Annotated in this window: 14 protein-coding genes; 1 reads left to right on the top strand and 13 read right to left on the bottom strand. The window is 63.4% G+C overall.

The window, feature by feature from the left end; all coding sequences use genetic code 11:
- The 3 genes from BUA29_RS10450 to qac form a co-directional block, all read right to left on the bottom strand.
- Window positions 1-252, bottom strand: a 252-nt coding sequence (locus BUA29_RS10450) for a transposase family protein (protein WP_143148891.1), incomplete at its 3' end; no start/stop codon positions are given.
- Window positions 253-402: 150 nt separating this feature from the next.
- Window positions 403-819: an FxLYD domain-containing protein gene (locus BUA29_RS12090; RefSeq protein ID WP_143148911.1), complete on the bottom strand. Its 417-nt coding sequence runs from the start codon at window positions 817-819 to the stop codon at window positions 403-405.
- A 336-nt stretch (window positions 820-1,155) separates the two neighbouring features.
- Window positions 1,156-1,488, bottom strand: coding sequence for a quaternary ammonium compound efflux SMR transporter QacL (gene qac / locus BUA29_RS10445; protein ID WP_000800531.1), 333 nt, complete (start codon window positions 1,486-1,488; stop codon window positions 1,156-1,158).
- Window positions 1,489-1,761: 273 nt separating this feature from the next.
- Between qac and BUA29_RS10440 the strand changes: the two genes are divergently transcribed.
- Window positions 1,762-2,772: an integron integrase gene (locus tag BUA29_RS10440; RefSeq protein ID WP_072756499.1), complete on the top strand. Its 1,011-nt coding sequence runs from the start codon at window positions 1,762-1,764 to the stop codon at window positions 2,770-2,772.
- A gap of 4 nt (window positions 2,773-2,776) precedes the next feature.
- Here BUA29_RS10440 and BUA29_RS10435 read toward each other — a convergent pair whose 3' ends face one another.
- The 10 genes from BUA29_RS10435 to BUA29_RS10390 all read right to left on the bottom strand — a co-directional run.
- Window positions 2,777-3,226, bottom strand: coding sequence for a hypothetical protein (locus tag BUA29_RS10435; protein ID WP_072756498.1), 450 nt, complete (start codon window positions 3,224-3,226; stop codon window positions 2,777-2,779).
- Between the two features lie 56 nt (window positions 3,227-3,282).
- The gene (nfi, locus tag BUA29_RS10430; protein WP_072756497.1) at window positions 3,283-3,972 is read right to left on the bottom strand and encodes a deoxyribonuclease V; all 690 of its coding nucleotides are present in this window, start codon (window positions 3,970-3,972) and stop codon (window positions 3,283-3,285) included.
- A 102-nt stretch (window positions 3,973-4,074) separates the two neighbouring features.
- Window positions 4,075-6,810: a phospholipase D-like domain-containing anti-phage protein gene (locus BUA29_RS10425; RefSeq protein WP_072756496.1), complete on the bottom strand. Its 2,736-nt coding sequence runs from the start codon at window positions 6,808-6,810 to the stop codon at window positions 4,075-4,077.
- Window positions 6,811-6,820: 10 nt separating this feature from the next.
- Complete coding sequence (locus BUA29_RS10420; protein WP_072756495.1) at window positions 6,821-9,859, bottom strand: anti-phage-associated DUF1156 domain-containing protein; 3,039 nt, start codon at window positions 9,857-9,859, stop codon at window positions 6,821-6,823.
- A gap of 13 nt (window positions 9,860-9,872) precedes the next feature.
- A complete protein-coding gene (gene darG / locus BUA29_RS10415) occupies window positions 9,873-10,922 on the bottom strand; it encodes a type II toxin-antitoxin system antitoxin DNA ADP-ribosyl glycohydrolase DarG (protein ID WP_072756494.1) in 1,050 nt (349 codons plus the stop codon).
- Window positions 10,923-10,942: 20 nt separating this feature from the next.
- Window positions 10,943-11,590, bottom strand: a complete 648-nt coding sequence (gene darT, locus BUA29_RS10410; protein ID WP_072756493.1) for a type II toxin-antitoxin system toxin DNA ADP-ribosyl transferase DarT — start codon at window positions 11,588-11,590, stop codon at window positions 10,943-10,945.
- Window positions 11,587-12,216, bottom strand: a complete 630-nt coding sequence (locus BUA29_RS10405; protein ID WP_084602442.1) for an anti-phage-associated DUF3780 domain-containing protein — start codon at window positions 12,214-12,216, stop codon at window positions 11,587-11,589. Before BUA29_RS10405 ends, darT begins: the two co-directional genes overlap by 4 nt.
- Window positions 12,217-12,218: 2 nt before the next feature.
- Complete coding sequence (locus BUA29_RS10400; protein ID WP_072756491.1) at window positions 12,219-15,344, bottom strand: anti-phage-associated DUF499 domain-containing protein; 3,126 nt, start codon at window positions 15,342-15,344, stop codon at window positions 12,219-12,221.
- Entirely contained in the window at window positions 15,341-15,538 is a 198-nt protein-coding gene (locus BUA29_RS10395; protein WP_072756490.1) for a type II toxin-antitoxin system antitoxin, read from the bottom strand. Before BUA29_RS10395 ends, BUA29_RS10400 begins: the two co-directional genes overlap by 4 nt.
- 406 nt (window positions 15,539-15,944) lie before the next feature.
- Window positions 15,945-16,212 (bottom strand): transposase (locus BUA29_RS10390; RefSeq protein WP_143148910.1); only part of this gene is annotated, 268 nt, incomplete at its 5' end.

Genomic DNA, 16,212 nt, shown 5'->3' with positions numbered 1-16,212 from the left:
CTCGCGGCAGGCCACGCGCGGCACCCGGCAGTGGATGAAGGCCTTGAACTGGAAGAAGTGCAGATGCTGCCAGGTGCGCTCCACCCGGTCGTGCACCGGCTGGTCCGCCGCCCCGCAGACCGGACAGGCCAGCCGGGCCGTATCGCACGACACCTCGAAGTGGATCGCCCCCTCATCCGGACGAAACGACACGCTGTCTACCGCCCACGGCGGCGTCAGCCCCAAAGCCTGGGTGAAGAGTTGTTCTTGCATCCGCCAAGGCTGACATCATCCGGCGGCCCGTTCCACACCAGACGCGATGGAGCCACAAAGATTAGATGCTTGGTCATCGGCTATCTCCCCTGTGGTGCCTAACGCCTGAATTAAGCCGCGCCGCGAAGCGGCGTCGGCTTGAATGAATTGTTAGCGAGCAAACCGTACATCTGTCACTTGTATGGATGCCTTGCCCTCTGTGCCGTAATAGTCAGCATAGCTCTTCTTGCTACGTATGCCGCCGGGTGGGATTGCGTCAACGAATGTGAAGTCGGACGCGATTAGCTTTCCATCCTTGTCGTAAGTCGTCATCTCAAGGCGAACACTTTCAATGTACTTGTCAGTCAAGTTGCGTACATTGGCATTCCATTCGACAGCTCCTTTTGTGCCAAAGTCCGGATCTACGGCCCAGTTCCAATCTTCAATCTTGACCGAAGACAGAGAGGCAGAACTTCGTGCGCCGCCCGAAGGTGAGTCCACTGCACTCAACAGAAAAAGTCCGAGCGTGAGTATGAGGACAATAATTGAAGCGGCCCTTGCTCGTTCCCGGCGGAAGATGGCAATCACTGCGCAAGCGATTGTTCCAAAGAGAGGCAGAACAAGTATTAGGCGAGGAGTGAACAAGCAGAGAAGAAAGCCAAAAGCAGCTAGGACCGTGAATACGGGACTACGGCTTTTCTTCGTTTGCTCCTGTGTCGGGGCCGATGGCAAGGGTGGCGCCGAAGACAAGGGAATGAGTGGGTGGCCGCAGTGTGGGCAACTTGCGGCCTGATCTGATGTGGTGCCGCCACATTCTGGACAGTTTTTCAGCATGCGATGAGCTCCCCTTTGCTCGCTAACACCTGAGTTAAGCCGCGCCGCGAAGCGGCGTCGGCTTGAATGAATTGTTAGATGCCAGCCCGGTCAATGTGCGCTGACCTTGGATAGCAGATTTAGAACGGCGACGCCACTAACGATAAGTCCCATGCCAACGAACGCCCACAAGTCTAGTTTCTGGCCATGGAAGATCCAAGCGATAGCTGCCACAAGTACGATGCCGAGGCCAGCCCAAACAGCATAAGCAATGCCGACCGGGATGGACTTGAGTGCGAGAGAGAGGAAATAGAACGCAAGCCCGTAGCCAGCCACAACTACAACAGAAGGAACTAACTTGGTGAATCCATGGCTGGACTTCAGTGCGGAAGTTGCGACGACCTCACCAAAGATTGCAATAGCCAGAAAGAGCCAGTTCTTCACGTGCAATCTCCTCTACGGCATGAAGGAGAAATAGTAGTGGCTATGAGTTGCCAAAAACAGTCTTGCGGCTATCGATTTTCTGTGAGCATACGCAACGCCAAATCTGGCATCTAACTACGAGTAGACCCCAATACGGGGTGTAGAGCGGATCATCCCAGTGCCTGAGGGGGCTGTCAAGCTCTGGATTCCTACCCCAAAACGCTGCACTTGCCGATGGCGCGTGGTGTCCGGGTCGCGATCATTGAGGGTGTTCGGCACACGGCAGACCCTGCGATGACATATCACGGCGAAGAGACCCTGAGTAAAGGCAGAGGTGGGGCGGGTTCGCCGCCGCGTCTGTTCGACGAAATTCGCGCGCGATTGCGCTTGAAACATTACAGTTTGCGCACGGAACAGGCATATCTGTACTGGATTCGCCGGTTCATCCTGGCCAATGGCAAGCGCCACCCGCGGACATTGAACGGGGCGGTGGTCGAAGCGTTTCTGTCGCGGCTGGCCACGCAGGACAAGGTGGCGGCCAGCACCCAGAACCAGGCGCTGTCGGCGCTGCTGTTTCTGTACCGCGAGGTGCTGGCAATGGACCTGCCGTGGATGGAGAACATCGTGCGCGCCAAGCGCCCGCAGCGGGTGCCGGTGGTGCTCTCGCGCGGCGAGGTGGCGCGGCTGATGCAGCGCCTGTCCGGGCGCGAGTGGCTGATGGCGAGCCTGCTATACGGCAGTGGCCTGCGGCTGATGGAATGCCTGCGTTTGCGGGTGAAGGACGTGGATTTCGAGCGCCACGAAATCACCGTGCGCGACGGCAAGGGCGGCAAGGACCGGCGCACGATGCTGCCGTCGGCCCTGAGCGAGCCCCTTCGGCGCCAGCGCGAGGATGTGCGGGTGCTGCATGCGCGCGATCTGGCCGACGGGTTCGGCGCGGTGTGGCTGCCGCATGCGCTGGCGCGCAAGTATCCGAATGCCGCGCGCGAACTCGCCTGGCAGTATCTGTTCCCGGCCGCGCGCCGCAGCGTGGACCCGCGCGATGGCGCCGAGCGGCGCCATCATCTGGACGAAAAGGTGCTCCAGCGCGCGGTGCGTGCGGCGGCGCAGGCGGCAGGGCTGGCCAAGCCGGTCAGCCCGCACACCCTGCGGCACTCGTTTGCCACGCATCTGCTGGAAGCGGGTTACGACATCCGCACCGTGCAGGAGTTGTTGGGCCACAAGGACGTGACCACTACCCAGATCTACACCCACGTGCTCAACCGCGGCGCGCACGGGGTGCGCAGTCCGCTGGATGCCGCGTGATTCCTCAGTTGCCGGCCGGGGCGACGTGCAGGGTGGCGCTGGGCGCGACCCCGCGTTCCAGTGCCTCCAGGCGGACCTGCCACGGGCCGAAGGTGGCCGCGTTCGCCCCGCGGTCCGGCAGTGGGTTGGTGTGCAGGCTGGCCTCCTGCGCGGGGCCGCGCGCCGGCTGCCAGCGCAGCGCGATCTCGGCATCGCCGGCCCAGATGCACTGCACGCCGGGCGGGCAGCGCGAGTCGTTGACCAGGCGCAGGTAGGTCAGGCGGCTGCCGTCGTCCAGCGTGGCGGCTTCGCCGACGCCAAGGACGAGGGTGCGCGCGGCCGGGGGCGGCGGGGGGGCGGGCGGAGTTGGCGTGGTCGGCGGGGGCATGGGGGCCTCGGGATGGAAGGATGCGGCCGGGGTGGCAGTGCAGCCGGCCAGCAGGACCAGCGGAAGCAGGAGCGAAAGCGGGCGCATGGCGGCTCCCTGAGAATGTGACGGGAGGAATTGGGGAGGGTATAGCACGCCCGGCGTCAATCGTCGCTGTCGGCATCCGGGGCGCGGCGCGAGGCCAGTCGGTCGGCCAGTCGGGTGGGCTCGGGCAGACGATAAGCGGTGGTGAAGCGCATCACCAGTTCCGGGGCCGAGGCCATCGCCACCCGATGGCCGGGCGAGACGACCAGCGGCAGGCAGCCACGCTTGCTGCGCAGCAGCCAGCCGATCTGTTCGCGGCCGTCGCGCAGCGGGGTGAAGGCGCCGCGCATATCGTGCAGGGCCATGCGCGATTCTCCCACCAGCACCGACTTGGCGACGCCGATGCTGGGCAGGCCGCTGATGACGCCGAAATGCGCGGCCACGCCCAGCCGGCGCGGGTGGGCGATGCCCTGGCCGTCGATCAGGGCGAGGTCCGGCGCGGTCGGCAGCAGGGCGAGGGCGGCCAGCAGTGCCGGCAGCTCGCGGAAGCTGAGCAGGCCGGGCACATAAGGCATACGGGTGGGCAGGCGCGCCACCTGCCGATCGAGCACGGCGAGGCTGTCGGCATCCAGCAGCACCGCGGCGGCTCGGGTGGTGACGCCGTCGTCCTCGAAGCCGACGTCGAACCCGGCCACGGTGCGCAGCGGGCGCACGAAGCTGTCGCGCAGCACGACCTGGCGCGCCAGTGCCTCCTGCTCGGCGCGCAGCGCTTCGGTGTCGCCGGTCCAGTCTGGGATGAGCGCGGTCATCGGTGGATTGTAGAGCCGGCGCCAGGCAGCGTGTCGGCGGGTTCTCGCCTGGGTCCCCATCGATCAGCTTTCCCATCGGGTTTTTCCTCATTTGACTGCCCGTCAGCCCCAAGCCGCGCTCATCAGCGTGGCGAGATCTCGCCGCGAGAGCACTTCTGTAAACTCGCGCCAGTCCTTCTCCGGCGGCATCATCGTGCCGGTGTAACGCAGATCAAAACCTGTCGCTTTCTTCTGGGCGTTGATGTACTCGTCCAGCTTCTCACCGAGGGATTCGATGTCCTCGATCCATTCATCTTTGATGGTGTCGGGCAGGGACCCGAACAGGTCGTAGCGATTTCGCATCCGCTCGGACAGCCGCTCGTAGATCTTCTCGTCCACGGTCTGCTCGAACACCAGGTTGAGCATGTCGACAGTCTCGCGCCTCTGGCCGAAGCGCTTGATTCGTCCGATGCGCTGTTCCAGGCGCGTCGGGTTCCAGGGCAGGTCCACGTTGATCAGCGTGCCGAGGGTTTGCAGGTTGAGACCTTCGCACGCGGCATCGGTGGCTACCATGATCCGGATTTGGTGCTCGGCCACCATGCGCTTCAGGGTCTCGCGCTCCACCGCGACGCTGTCACCACGCTGATAGAGGCGGCTACGCCCCGCTCCGGCGTAAAGACCGATGGCCTCATCTGGATAACGGACCGCCAGTTCATCCGCGAGCCATTTCGCGGTGTCGTAGTACTGACTGAAGATGATCACGCCGAGTTCGAGCCACCTCTCCTTATCCAGGAAGTGGATGACGGCCTCCATCTTGGGGTCCGCGTCGAGCCGTTGAAGTCTGTCGATGAGACGTTCGAGAACTTCACGTTCCTCCTGCGTTTCAACGGCCAGGTCGGCTTCGAACTCGTCTCTCTCTTCATGCACGGCCTCCCCTTGCAACAGTCGTCGAGCTGTCGCGAGTCCGGCTTGGATGCTGGAGCAAATGCGCTGCTCCAGCATGTTCTTCATGAACCCGCTGCCCTTGCCGCGTTTGGCGAGTGCCTTGCCAAAGGCGCGTGCCTGGCTATAGGCCTCGCGGAAGTCTTCTGAAGTTCGAAGCGCCTTGCCCTCGAACAGGACGTCGAAGATCCGCGGTTCGGCCACCTTGGAGCGATCCGGGTGAATCTCGACCCCGACCCGTGTTAGCAGGTTCGCGTCTTCCAGCTGCTGTCGTTTACGAAGCACGACGTGCCTGACCAACGGGTTCTCACGTTGGAACAACGTTGCTCCGGCGATGCGCCGCTCTAGTTCCTCTTCCAGGATCTCTCGCGTCTCCTCGGCGAGATCGGTCAAGGGGCGATTGGTTTGCCATTCTCCGTTGGTTAGCCCCAAGTCTTGCCGGATGGCCGAGAACAGTTTACGGGCACGTGGCTCGCTGGTGGACTCGACGCGCGGCAGCGGAGATCGCAGCAACTCCCAGGCATGGCCGGGGTCCAGTACCTCTTGGCGACCAGCCAAGATCTCCAGCACTTCATCGGGCCGATGCCATGCCGCCAGGTCATGCCCCAAGACGAAGTGCCCTCGGCCTTGGTGCAGGATACCCAACAGGTCCCAGAGGTCTCTCGGATCAGTTTGGATGGGCGTCGCCGTGCCGAGCAACACATGGTCCGCCCGGGCGGCGACTTCGCGCATGAAGGCCAGCAGTTCGTTCGGCGTTCCGGCGTCCCTGCCGAAGCCTTGGCGCGTGCGCGCCTTGTGAGCCTCGTCCAGGATCACCACGCCGAACCTCAAGCCCAGCAGGTGCTGCTTCTCCAACGAGTCGCGCATCATGAGGCCCGTGGACACGATGCCGATACGAAGCGGACAGCGTGCGATCTGCTCGCGGCCCGCTGCAGAGATGGCGCGCTCGTCCGCATCCAGCCACACCTTGCGTACCGTATCCCAGCGTGCGGTCGGGATGCCGAGCTTATCCAGCATCTCGGTCTGCCATTGCTCGGTGAGGGTGGCCGGCGCAAAGATCACGACCGGGCGTCGTGGCCCGTTTTCGCGATCAGAGAGCAGACACAGCGTCAATGCTGCGGTGGCCAGCGATAGCGTCTTGCCCAGTCCTACCTCATCGGCCAGCAACAGCCTCACCACGCCGTAGAGCCGGTGGTGGCGCAAACACTCGGTCAAGAATCCTTGCTGCCATGGCTGCAACTGCTGCCCCTCGCGGTACAGCGGGGACTCGATCAGCGCGGCCGGCGCAAGGTTCTCGTCCTCATCAATCTCGTCGAAGACCACTTCGCGGCGATAGCCACGGCGATGCACTTCTCGGATGACCGCCTGGGGCAGCGGCTTGGCCGCATTCCACAGGAAGTCGAACTCCTCCTCGATCCAGGCCACCCCCTCGGGGGACTCGTCCTCCCACAGGATCTCGTAGTGCCGCTGCCAGCCACTGCGGGTTTCGTTCATAGACCCGATGAAGCCGAGTCGCCGTCCGTCCGCTAGCGTGATCACACCGGCCTTGCCATGCACGAATCCGCAGATGTCGTCTGGTGCAACCCGCACGGCCTGACCGTGCCGCTGCAGGAAGGCATCCAAGCGGCGGTAACGGTCACGGTGCAGGAGCGCTTCGGCCTCCAGAGCGCGCTCATTCCAGCGACCCAGCATCTTGCTTTCGCGCAACTGGGCTACCTTGAGGTCATCCGGATGGATATCGACGTTGCAGACGATCTTGACCTCGGGGATGCCCTCCAGCGCCTCGCCGGCCACCTCGAACAGGGAGCTGGTGAAGTAGCCGGCAATGCGCTTGTAACTGCGTGCGCCAGCCAGATGCTGCAGCAGGAAGCTGGCATCCAGCCGATGAGTGCGTGAAGAAAAGCGCCGGATGCTCATCCGCCGGCCCTCAGGCGCCGAAGCGCAGGTTCTTCAAGCGCGCGCCCAGCACCTCGGCGGCGCTGCGCACGTTTGGTTCCGTGGACTTGCGCTCGATGAAGGCCAGCATGTCCACCAGTAGAGGACGCACCTCCAGGAAGTCGGCCATCTCGTTCTTGATCTGTTCGACGATGACCTGCGGCTCGGTGTCCTTCAGTATCTGCTGCAGGGCAATGATGATCCGGCCCAGCTTGGTGACGCCGATCTCCGTGGACTCGGTCAAATCGCGGGAGGCGAACTCAGTCACGCGCTTGAGCCGCGCGTGATTGGGGCGCATGTCGCCCATCACGCGGCTGTAGTCCTCCACACGGAAGGCTTTGGCGAAATTCTGGTAGTTGTCCAGCTTGGTCGAACCGGTCGTCTCCATGTCCAGCATGCGCAACACGAAGCGCTCGATGCCGGTGAGCTTGGCCCAGGTGTCCGGGGCCAGGCCTTCGGGCACCAGCAGGCTCGACGCCGTTTCTGCCGCCTGTTGGACGATCTCGTCCACGACCGTCACTTCTCCGCGCGCCCGCGGGCGGAGAGCAAACGTCGTCACGTCCTCGCCGCCGATGTGGGTGTAGGCGGTGAGCACCTTGAGCGCCGCCGCATAGCCCGCCATTTGCAGGTCGGAGTCGTTGAACACCGGCTCGCCGTGATGTGCCCTCACTGTGTCGTTGAGGTGCATCATGGTTTCGATCTGCCGCGCCACCTCCTGCCGCACGGCAGGCAAGATGCGCTGCTTGAACCCCGTGCGCTCGCCGGCGGGTCGCTTCTTGAGCATCAGGATCACCGTGCCCTGCACATAGCCGCCTTTCTTGAGTTCGGAGGTCGTCTCGGTGGCGATGTACCAGGCGGCCACCACCTGTAGGCCCGCCGCCCAGAAGATGCCGATCAAATCGCTCCACACCCCAGTGTCCTGGTGCGTGAACATCACGCACTGCAGGCCGTTGTCGGGCATGTGCTCGGCCATCGCCCGGTAGGCGGCCACCATGCCGCGCCGGAAGTCTTCACCCGCGCCCTTGATCGCCAGCGCCCGCCGCGAGTCCCAGACCCATTCGTCGAACGGCTTGGGCGGATTCTTGCGCAGCCAGGCGATGAAGAACTCGGTGATCTCGTGGTAGTTGACCGCGTCGGCGTAGGGGGGGTCGGTGATCCAGAACTCGCAGCGCTGTTGGGGCTGATCGGCAGTGGCGGAGACGATGGTTTTCTCCACCGTGGGCAGTGGCGCTTCCGCCATCTTGAACGACGAAGCCCCGAACCCGAGCCAGGCCCGTGTGGCGTAGTTGTAGAAGGTGTTGAGGGCTTGGTTCGAGAACACGCCTTTGGGGCCACCCAGTCCGCCGCCCTGCGCCGTTGCCCAACGACACAACTTCGAATTGAAGTCCGCCGCCTTGGCCACGTTCAGCCAGCCCAGCGGGGCCGCGTCAGTCGCGCGCCAGTACTTGAGCATCAGCGCTTGCAACAGCAACTGCCGCGCATTGAACAAATGATGCCAATGCGTCCAGCCGCGCTCGCGGAATAAGCGCGTGGTCTCGTCCCCCGGCTCGATGGCCATGTCCGGCACCAGGCCTTCCGCCTGCCAGCGGGTAAGGTTCTTGCCGACGATCGCTTCCACCTGGCGCTCGCGCGCGAGGTCCGCCTCGGTGGGTGCGGCAAACCAGGTCTCCTGGCGAGCGGCATCAATCGTTTCCTTCTTGATCCACTGAATGCAGTACAGCCGCTCTTGGAAGATGTCATCCGGCCGCGGCTTGAAGTCGCTCTTCTCCCAGCGGCGCAAACGGTTGCCCGTCGTGCCATCAGGCAGCCGATAGTCGCCGCGCAGGGTCTTGATCGGAGTGCGGTAGGTCTTGCCATCGAGCTGATAGACCATGTCGCCGTCTTGCACCGTGCCGGTCTCGGCCGCTGCGATGGCTTTTGCCGAGGCGCCGGTGACGACCTCGATGTCAAAGCGCTTCTGGGCAGGGTTCGGCACCAGCTTGGCAATGGCGCCTTGCTTGGGCGAGATTACCCAACTGGGGGCGAGCGGCACCCTCCAGCCGGTTTCCGGGCAGCGTGCCTCCAGGCAGTAGAGGTAGGCCTTGGCGCGGTTGCCGTGTTCGTCGTGCTCGACGCCTAACCGCGTGATCTCGGCATCCACCTCGGCAAACACCCGCTGCTGCGCGGACTCCAGGGCGGTGCGCCGGTCGCCCGGGGCACCGATGACATTGAGCGCGCCCCAGGTGAGCATGCAGGCGATGGGGTTGAGATCAGAGGCATAGGCATCGCACCCGATGCGTGCTGCTTCGAAGGGGATGGATCCGCCACCGCTGAAGGTGTCGCCCACGCGCGGGCGGTGGCCATAGCGCAGGATGCCCAATTGCTCGATGAGCTCCGGGAACGAATGGGCATCGATGCCCAAATGCGCGTAGTGGCGGTTGACCTTGGGCCACACTGGTGCGTAGAGCCAATCGGGATCGACCTCTTCAGGGCGTTTGCACAGGCTCGCTTTCTCTTCGTAGCTTCCGAGAGTGGCCAGCAATTTGCGATAGATCACCAGCCTGTCGTCATCGCTCAGATCGCGCTTCCACCGCAGCGAGATGCCCTCGGCATCCACATCCATCGGAAACCGCATCCAGCGAATATCACCTCCGGTGACATCGCTCCTCTTGATGGTTGCCTTGAAATAGTCCCAAGGTTCATCAAGCTGGATACGCGCAGCGATCTCGGATGGCGATATGGCATTCGCCGCGAGCGCCCGCCGCGCCAGCCCCTCGTCGTCGAAGGACATGAGCGCTTCGAACACCGCCAGATCCGCCTCAGGGTCATCGGTGGGCGGCAAGAGGCTGCCCAGCACGATGGCACGCACCAGAATCAAGGGCTTCCTGCCCTTCCAGTAGGAGCCCAGACCCGTCAGGGTCTGCGCCGCCACCGCCTTGCGTTCGGTCTGCGCCTCGAAGGACACCTTCTGCGCCGGAAAGACCGTCTCGATCAGAGCCGGGGCATCCTTCAGCGCCAGTGGGGTGAGGGTTGTTCTTGTTTGTGCATGCATGGCGAGGTGATCTTCAAGCGGTCGCTGCCTGCACCCAGCCTTGGGCGGCCAGTCTGTCGGCGGCGATGGCGATCTGTCGGAGCGTGAACTGGCGCTTGCGCTGGTTCCAGGCGTGGATGCGGGCGGCCACGTCGTCGAGCTGGCTGACCCCCTCGTGCGTCATGACCCAATGCACGGTCGAGAGCAGCTCGAGGCCATAGGGCGACTCGAAACCTTCGATGAGGCGGGTGACGCGCTCGAAGCGTTGGCGGCTGTCGGCATGTTGGTCGAGGAAGGCGGATGCCTCCTGGATAGCGCCGGGAACCAGCGTCAGGGGCTTGTCCGGCGCATCACCGCCGTCGGCGTAACCGGCGATCAGGTGCCCCTCGACCGCGCGCAGCACGTGGCGCAGGTTCTCGGCGTAGGGGCCATAAGGCGCCTTGACGTATTTCAAGCGCAGCGGCTCTCCTGCCTCCTGCATGAAGTACATCAGCTTGTGCACCTCCAGCAAGGTGACAAAGGGGTCGAGCAAGCCGCCGAGATAACGGTGGATCAACTCGACCAAGGCTGCGCGTCCTGCGGTCATGGTCGGCACTTCGCGCACATGGGCCATCTTGTCCGTGGTGGGCGCGCCGTTGGGCTCGAACACGAGCACGTGCACGTCCTCCAGTTGCCCCAGCGCTCGCTCGATGCGTGGACGCACCTCGCTCCAGTCCAAGCCCCCCAGGCCGCTGCCCAGCGGTGGTATGGCGATGCAGCGGATGCCCTTGTCGCGAATGACCCGAACCAGATCGACCAAGCCTGCGTCGATGTCCTCGATGCGGCTCTTGCCGCGCCAGTGGCGCTTGGTGGGGAAGTTGATGATGAAGCGCGGCGGCGTGAGCTGTCCCGTCTCGAAGACAAACATGCGGCCCGGCTGCACGGCCTCGCGCTTACAGGCCGCCTCGTAAGCCTTGAAGTTCTCAGGGAAGGCGTTCTTGAACTGCAAGGCGATCCCGCGCCCCATCACGCCGACGCAGTTGACGGTGTTGACCAGAGCGTCCGCCTCGCATTTGAGGATGTCGCCTGAGGTGAACTCGATCATGGCTGTGATCCTCTCATGTCTCAGTAGTACCAATCCGGGCGGATTTCGACCGTAGGTCGGTGTCCGTTGACCGGAAGGGCGTTCACAACTTGCTGGTAGATCGTGCGATTGAGCACGCCAACGCGCTCGATCAGGTGCCAGGGAAAGCTGTGCTCCAGCAGAAACTCGGCTTGCTTGCCTTCCTTGCACTGCCGCCAATCCCGCGCTTGAACAGCCACCCAGTCGATTTCGTCGAGGCGTGCCAAATCGCAACGGTCCTCGAAGAAGTACGAACCAGCGTTCGAGAGGGTGAAGGCCCACCGCCTCTGTTGGGCTTGTGCCCAAGCAACGGTGGCATGCAGATCGGCTTCGAAATGCAGGATCGGGGCCTGTCCACCGCGATAGCCAAGCTCCGGATGATTGCCCTGGTGGATCAGGTACAACATCACCGAGCGCGGGCAGAAGTAGAACGGCACGCAGTCGCCCACGTGCAGGCCGGGGTGGCTGTTCAATGACAGGGTTAAGCGCCGCTGCTTGATGCCGCTCATTCCGATGGTCGTCCCAGCAGGCGCTCGCCGATTGACCTCCGCGTCGCACCAGAGGAAGCCATCGGCCACGATGGAGGGCAAACGATCCACATGGGCGATGTGGTAGATCTTGGGCTGCGGGGGTACGAGGCCGTTGGTCATGCCGTGTCGTCCCCAAACAGGTCCAGCGATGGCCGGTTGTCGTCGCGGTCGTTGCGGCCGCGGCGGGCGCGGGTGCCGAGCAAATCGCTCTGCGCGACATCACCCAGGGCATGCTGAAGCGCGATGCGCCACCCCTTGCCGGCGTCCATGACGCCGCCAGTCGCCATGGCGGTCATGCCAAACAGCCACCAGCGCTCCTCGGGCCGAAGCGCCAGCCAGTTCCTCACGGCGACGGGGATCTTGGATGCCTCCATCTGCTCGACGGCCCAGGCCAGGACGCAAAGCTCCTTGCCGAGCAGCCTATCCACAGGGTTCTCGCCGATCTTCCATGCACTGGGCTTCAATCCGTGCGCGGTGAGGCGTGCGTTGAAGGCCCGCTGCACCTCGGCACGGATGGCCGTCCAGCGCGGCCGGTCGAGCAAGACGCGGTCGATCACCGCGGTGTCCGCCGAGGCCGATTGCAGCCCGAGGTACTCGCTGATCTGAACCTTGCCCGTGCTGCTCTTGGGGATGAGCACCTTGAAGTGATGCGGGTCCGAGGTCGCGGGCACCCCGAAGCCCAGCGTATGCTGGACTTGCACACGCCCTGCTGGCGTCCGGTGTGCTGCGGCCTTGGCGCGCGTCATGGTCATTCCTCCTGGCTCACGTCGCCCGGCTTGAGCTCAACACCAGCAATCTTCGCGAACTCCTTGAGCGCAAAGCCCGTGTCGAACTGAATGCCTTCAGCGATGGCGATGTTGACCAAGGCTTCGGGCTCACCCAGAACGTCGCGAAGGCTGTTGACGACGCCTTCGATCATGGCGGCCGTGACCTCGCGCTCCTGGAAACGCACGGTCACGGTGTTTTCGCCTTCGCCGATCTCGATGCGAACGCCCTTGAAACGCGTTCCGGGCTGATCGCGGAAGCGATTGATGACCCCGAACACACGGTCGGTGGTGTCCAGAGACACGCGCTTGCTCTGCAGGCGGGCCGGCTTGGCATCGACGATCTGGACCGTCTTATCGCCGCTGGCCGGGATCTGGAAGTCGGCCGTCTTGTTGGCTTCGCCCGCCCGTGCAAACACCAGCAGGCGATAAGCGCCAGGGCCAATCTCGAAGGGGCCGTCGTACCGAGTGCCGTCCTTAGGGTTGGACCCGTCCAGTGTGTAGTAGAGATTTGCCCGCGGGGTGGCCTCGAGGCGCACACGGCGCTTGTCGGCAGCCGGTTCGACCTGGTGACGGATCTTCAGGTCGGCCAACCAGCGCACGGCTGGAGCGCTTTCATGTTGCCCAGTGGTGTCCTTCACCCAGAAGTAGAGGGTCCCCTCCGTCGTCGTGAAGTTGTCGAGGTCATCGACCTTCTGGTCCTTGTCCGTGACCTCGGGCTTGGTCGACCAATAGACCACCGGGCTGTCGCCCGCATGGCGAGGCGTCAGACTCAACACCGTCTCTCCCGAGTCGGCCTTGACGTTGACGACGGACACATTGACCGTGGCCTTGTCCTTGGGGAAGGGGCCTTTCTCGATGTAGCCGTCTTCACCGAGACGCCAGCGACCTTGCTTCAACGCCTCCGTCTTGAGGGCGTCGAGGCCGCTCGCGCCCGGCATCCAGGGCCAGATGGGCGAGCACTTGGCGCGCGTGACGACGTCCTTCCACGGCGTGCGGCGGTTGTCCTTGCCGGAGGGCCAGAGGTACTCCTCGGCCTGCGCGAAGTACTCGTCCAGGTTGTCCTTCGTCAGCTCTCGCACGAGCTTGTAATCCGCTCTGGGGCTTGCGAGCAGACTCTCGATCTGAGCTTCGGCGGACTGATCGCCCTGGCCGATCTTCAGCCCCTGATCGATGGTGACGCCGGCTAAAACGTCGCGGCCATCGACCGGGTCGTTCACCGGGAAGTAGAGGCGGTTGTAGGCGGCCGATAGGGCCTTGCCGAAGCGGTCTTCCGCTTCTTCCAGGCGGTCGCGCGCTTCTTCGAACAGCGTGTCACCAGGGCGAAGCCGCTTGTGGATCTGCTCGATGGCGTAGAGCTCACGCAGACGCTCCTCGACAGCATCCGCCAACAGGCTATCCTGACCCGTGAGCACCAGCAGGTTGTTTTTCTCCTGCTGATAGTCAAAGAAGTTCTGAAGTTCGCTCGGAGGAACCTTGCCATCGGGCTTGATGACGATGAGCGTCCGCGGGCCGGAGAGCTTCAATTCATCGAGCTTGGGCAGGACCTGCACATCCTGGTATGCAATCTTGCGAACCGGCTCAAGGATGCCGGTGAGACGATTGATCAGCGCCTGATCGATCTTGGGCTGAGGGACCTCCTTAGCGTTGCGCTCGATCTGGCGCGAGAGGTTCTCCGTTTCCTTGATAAAGAAGCGTTGCTCTTCACGGTGCAGGTACCAGGCGGCCTCCCGCAGCCGCTGCATAGCCTGAAGGAATTCGTCAGGCTTGCGCTGCGGGGCAGCCAGGAACTCGATGAGCTCGCTCTCGGAAAGGCCGATCCGCCCCCCAACCGCGCGGGACAGGCTCGAGGCCAGCAGCAGGGTCATCACCTGTCGCGCGGCATCAGAGCCCAGCTCGTCGTCGATGTGTTCGGCAATTGCGTTGCCGTTGTCGGCGATGTCCCGCGTGACGGCCGGCATCAGCTTCGGTGCGATGCGTTCGATCTCGTCCTTGACCTGCTCGTCGTTGAGGTTGAGATGCTGCGTGCCGATCAGGAAGACGTCATCCGTCTCGCGCTCCTCGACGCTCTTGAGGAGTCGGGCGGTAAACTGCATCAGGCCACGGGTTTGGCGGAACCCTTCGTTCTCCTTGAACAGCGCGACAAGGTGCTTGAACGAGGGGTGGAAGGGGTAGGTCTCGCGCACCTGCTCGGCAATCTGCTCGATGCTGCTGGCCACGATGTAGCCGCCGTCTTCGGCCTTCTTGATCTGCTGGGCGTACTCTTCGGCCACATCCGCGATGACGCGCTCGTCGGGCAGCTCGTCGATGAGCCGCTTCTTGAGGATCTCGTAGATCTCGTTGCCGGCCAGTTGCACCGGTGTGATGGTCATCGCTTGACGGCGCGTCTCCTGCTGCAGATTGGAGATTGCGTCGGCAAGGGCCTTCGTCTGCGCCTTGTAACTACCCGAGAGATTCGCAACGACAATGGCGCAGTTGGGCAACTCCAGCGCCGCGCTCATCAAGCTGGAGAGGCTGTAGACCACCATGTTGGCCAGCGTGCCCTGACCGAACACCTGGGTGCTGGCGTTGTCGAGATAGGGTGGCAGCTCGTCCAGCAGGATCAAGGTCGGCTTGTCGCCGATGATTTCCTTCCACTTGCGTTGATCGACGGCCTTGGGGCCGTTGGCCCAGTAGGGCTTGATGGCATCTTCGGCGCCAAGCTGGCTTGCGATCTCACCCCAGATGTAGTTGTCCGGATTGTTGCGACCGTTGAAGGCGGCGATACGTGCCGTGCCAAAGTCCACACGGGCAGCGAGATCGGGAGGGAGGATATCGGAACGCAGGTGCGGGTGACGCGCCAGCAGGCCGAGCGCGATCATCATGTGCGTCTTACCGCCACCCATGGCTTGGGTGAGCTCGAAGACCGCCTGATCTGACTTGCCCGACAAGCGCAGCAGCCCCTCGCGGAACAGCTGCTCCATGCCGTGCGTGACGAAGTTGCGCGAGAAGAACTCCCGCCCGTCTCCCTCGTCATTGATGAGTTCTGCCAGATTCTCGATCCCCTGGCTCATCCGGTAGTCCCGGATGATCGGATTGAACCGGCAGGCCTGCTTGACCGTCTTGATCATGAGCGCACTCCGCTGTTGTTCTCGGCTTCGTCGGAGGGCGGAATCTCGATCCCGCGCTGCTCGCAATAGTCGCGAATCAGGACCTCGACCATGTTGGCGATGGACCGATGTTCGAGATTCGCCGCGAGGCGCAGCGCTTCCTTGAGAGCGGGATCGATCCGAAAGGTCAGCGTAGCGGTCTTGCTTGCGGCCATAGCCTCTCCGGAAGCCACTGCAAATGTACTGCATTCTACAGTATCGACTCGGCTTCGGCAATGCGATGCAAGTCGGCAATCCGCCTCGGTCTGCTGCCTTGCCGAAGCTCGGGATGGGTGGCTCTCCAGGCGTTTGGAGGGAAGTGGCGGGGGTGACCGGCGTCATGGACTGACGTTGTTGTTGGCAGGAGTCTCATGAACGCGCTGTTCTGCCAAGAAGCCAAGCTCGGCATAGCGCTGACGCGTTACTCAACGACTCTCTGGCGGCCAAATCGTCGAATCCACGCCCTCAAGGCCAAGGAGTTACTATCTGGCTCGGGATTGGGGCGCGGGTTCGGTTCCGTGTTCCGCCACCAAACACAAGGGCTCGGAAAATCGGCTCAATCGCGATTCCAGTGGAAACGGTTCATGTCTGATGGGGAGCATGGAGCCAAGGGTGACGGGGTAGATGCCTGAGCTTGGCGCACAGCAGGTAGCTGATGGCGATCAGGTTGGCGTCAGTGCGATAGCCCTTGGCGCGGGCCTTGGCGGCCTGGATCTGGGCGTTGAAGGCCTCGACCTGGCCGTTGGACAGGCCGGTGTCGAAATGCCGCAGGATGCCGGTGAGGTGGTCGCGGATGGTGGCACCGAGCTTCTTGAAGGGCGTCAGCCGACACCGTCGTGCCCAAGAGACC

The sequence above is a fragment of the Thermomonas hydrothermalis genome (assembly GCF_900129205.1).
Lineage (GTDB): Bacteria > Pseudomonadota > Gammaproteobacteria > Xanthomonadales > Xanthomonadaceae > Thermomonas > Thermomonas hydrothermalis.
Note: the sequence above shows the minus strand (reverse complement) of the source record. Positions and strands in the feature narration are given on the sequence as shown.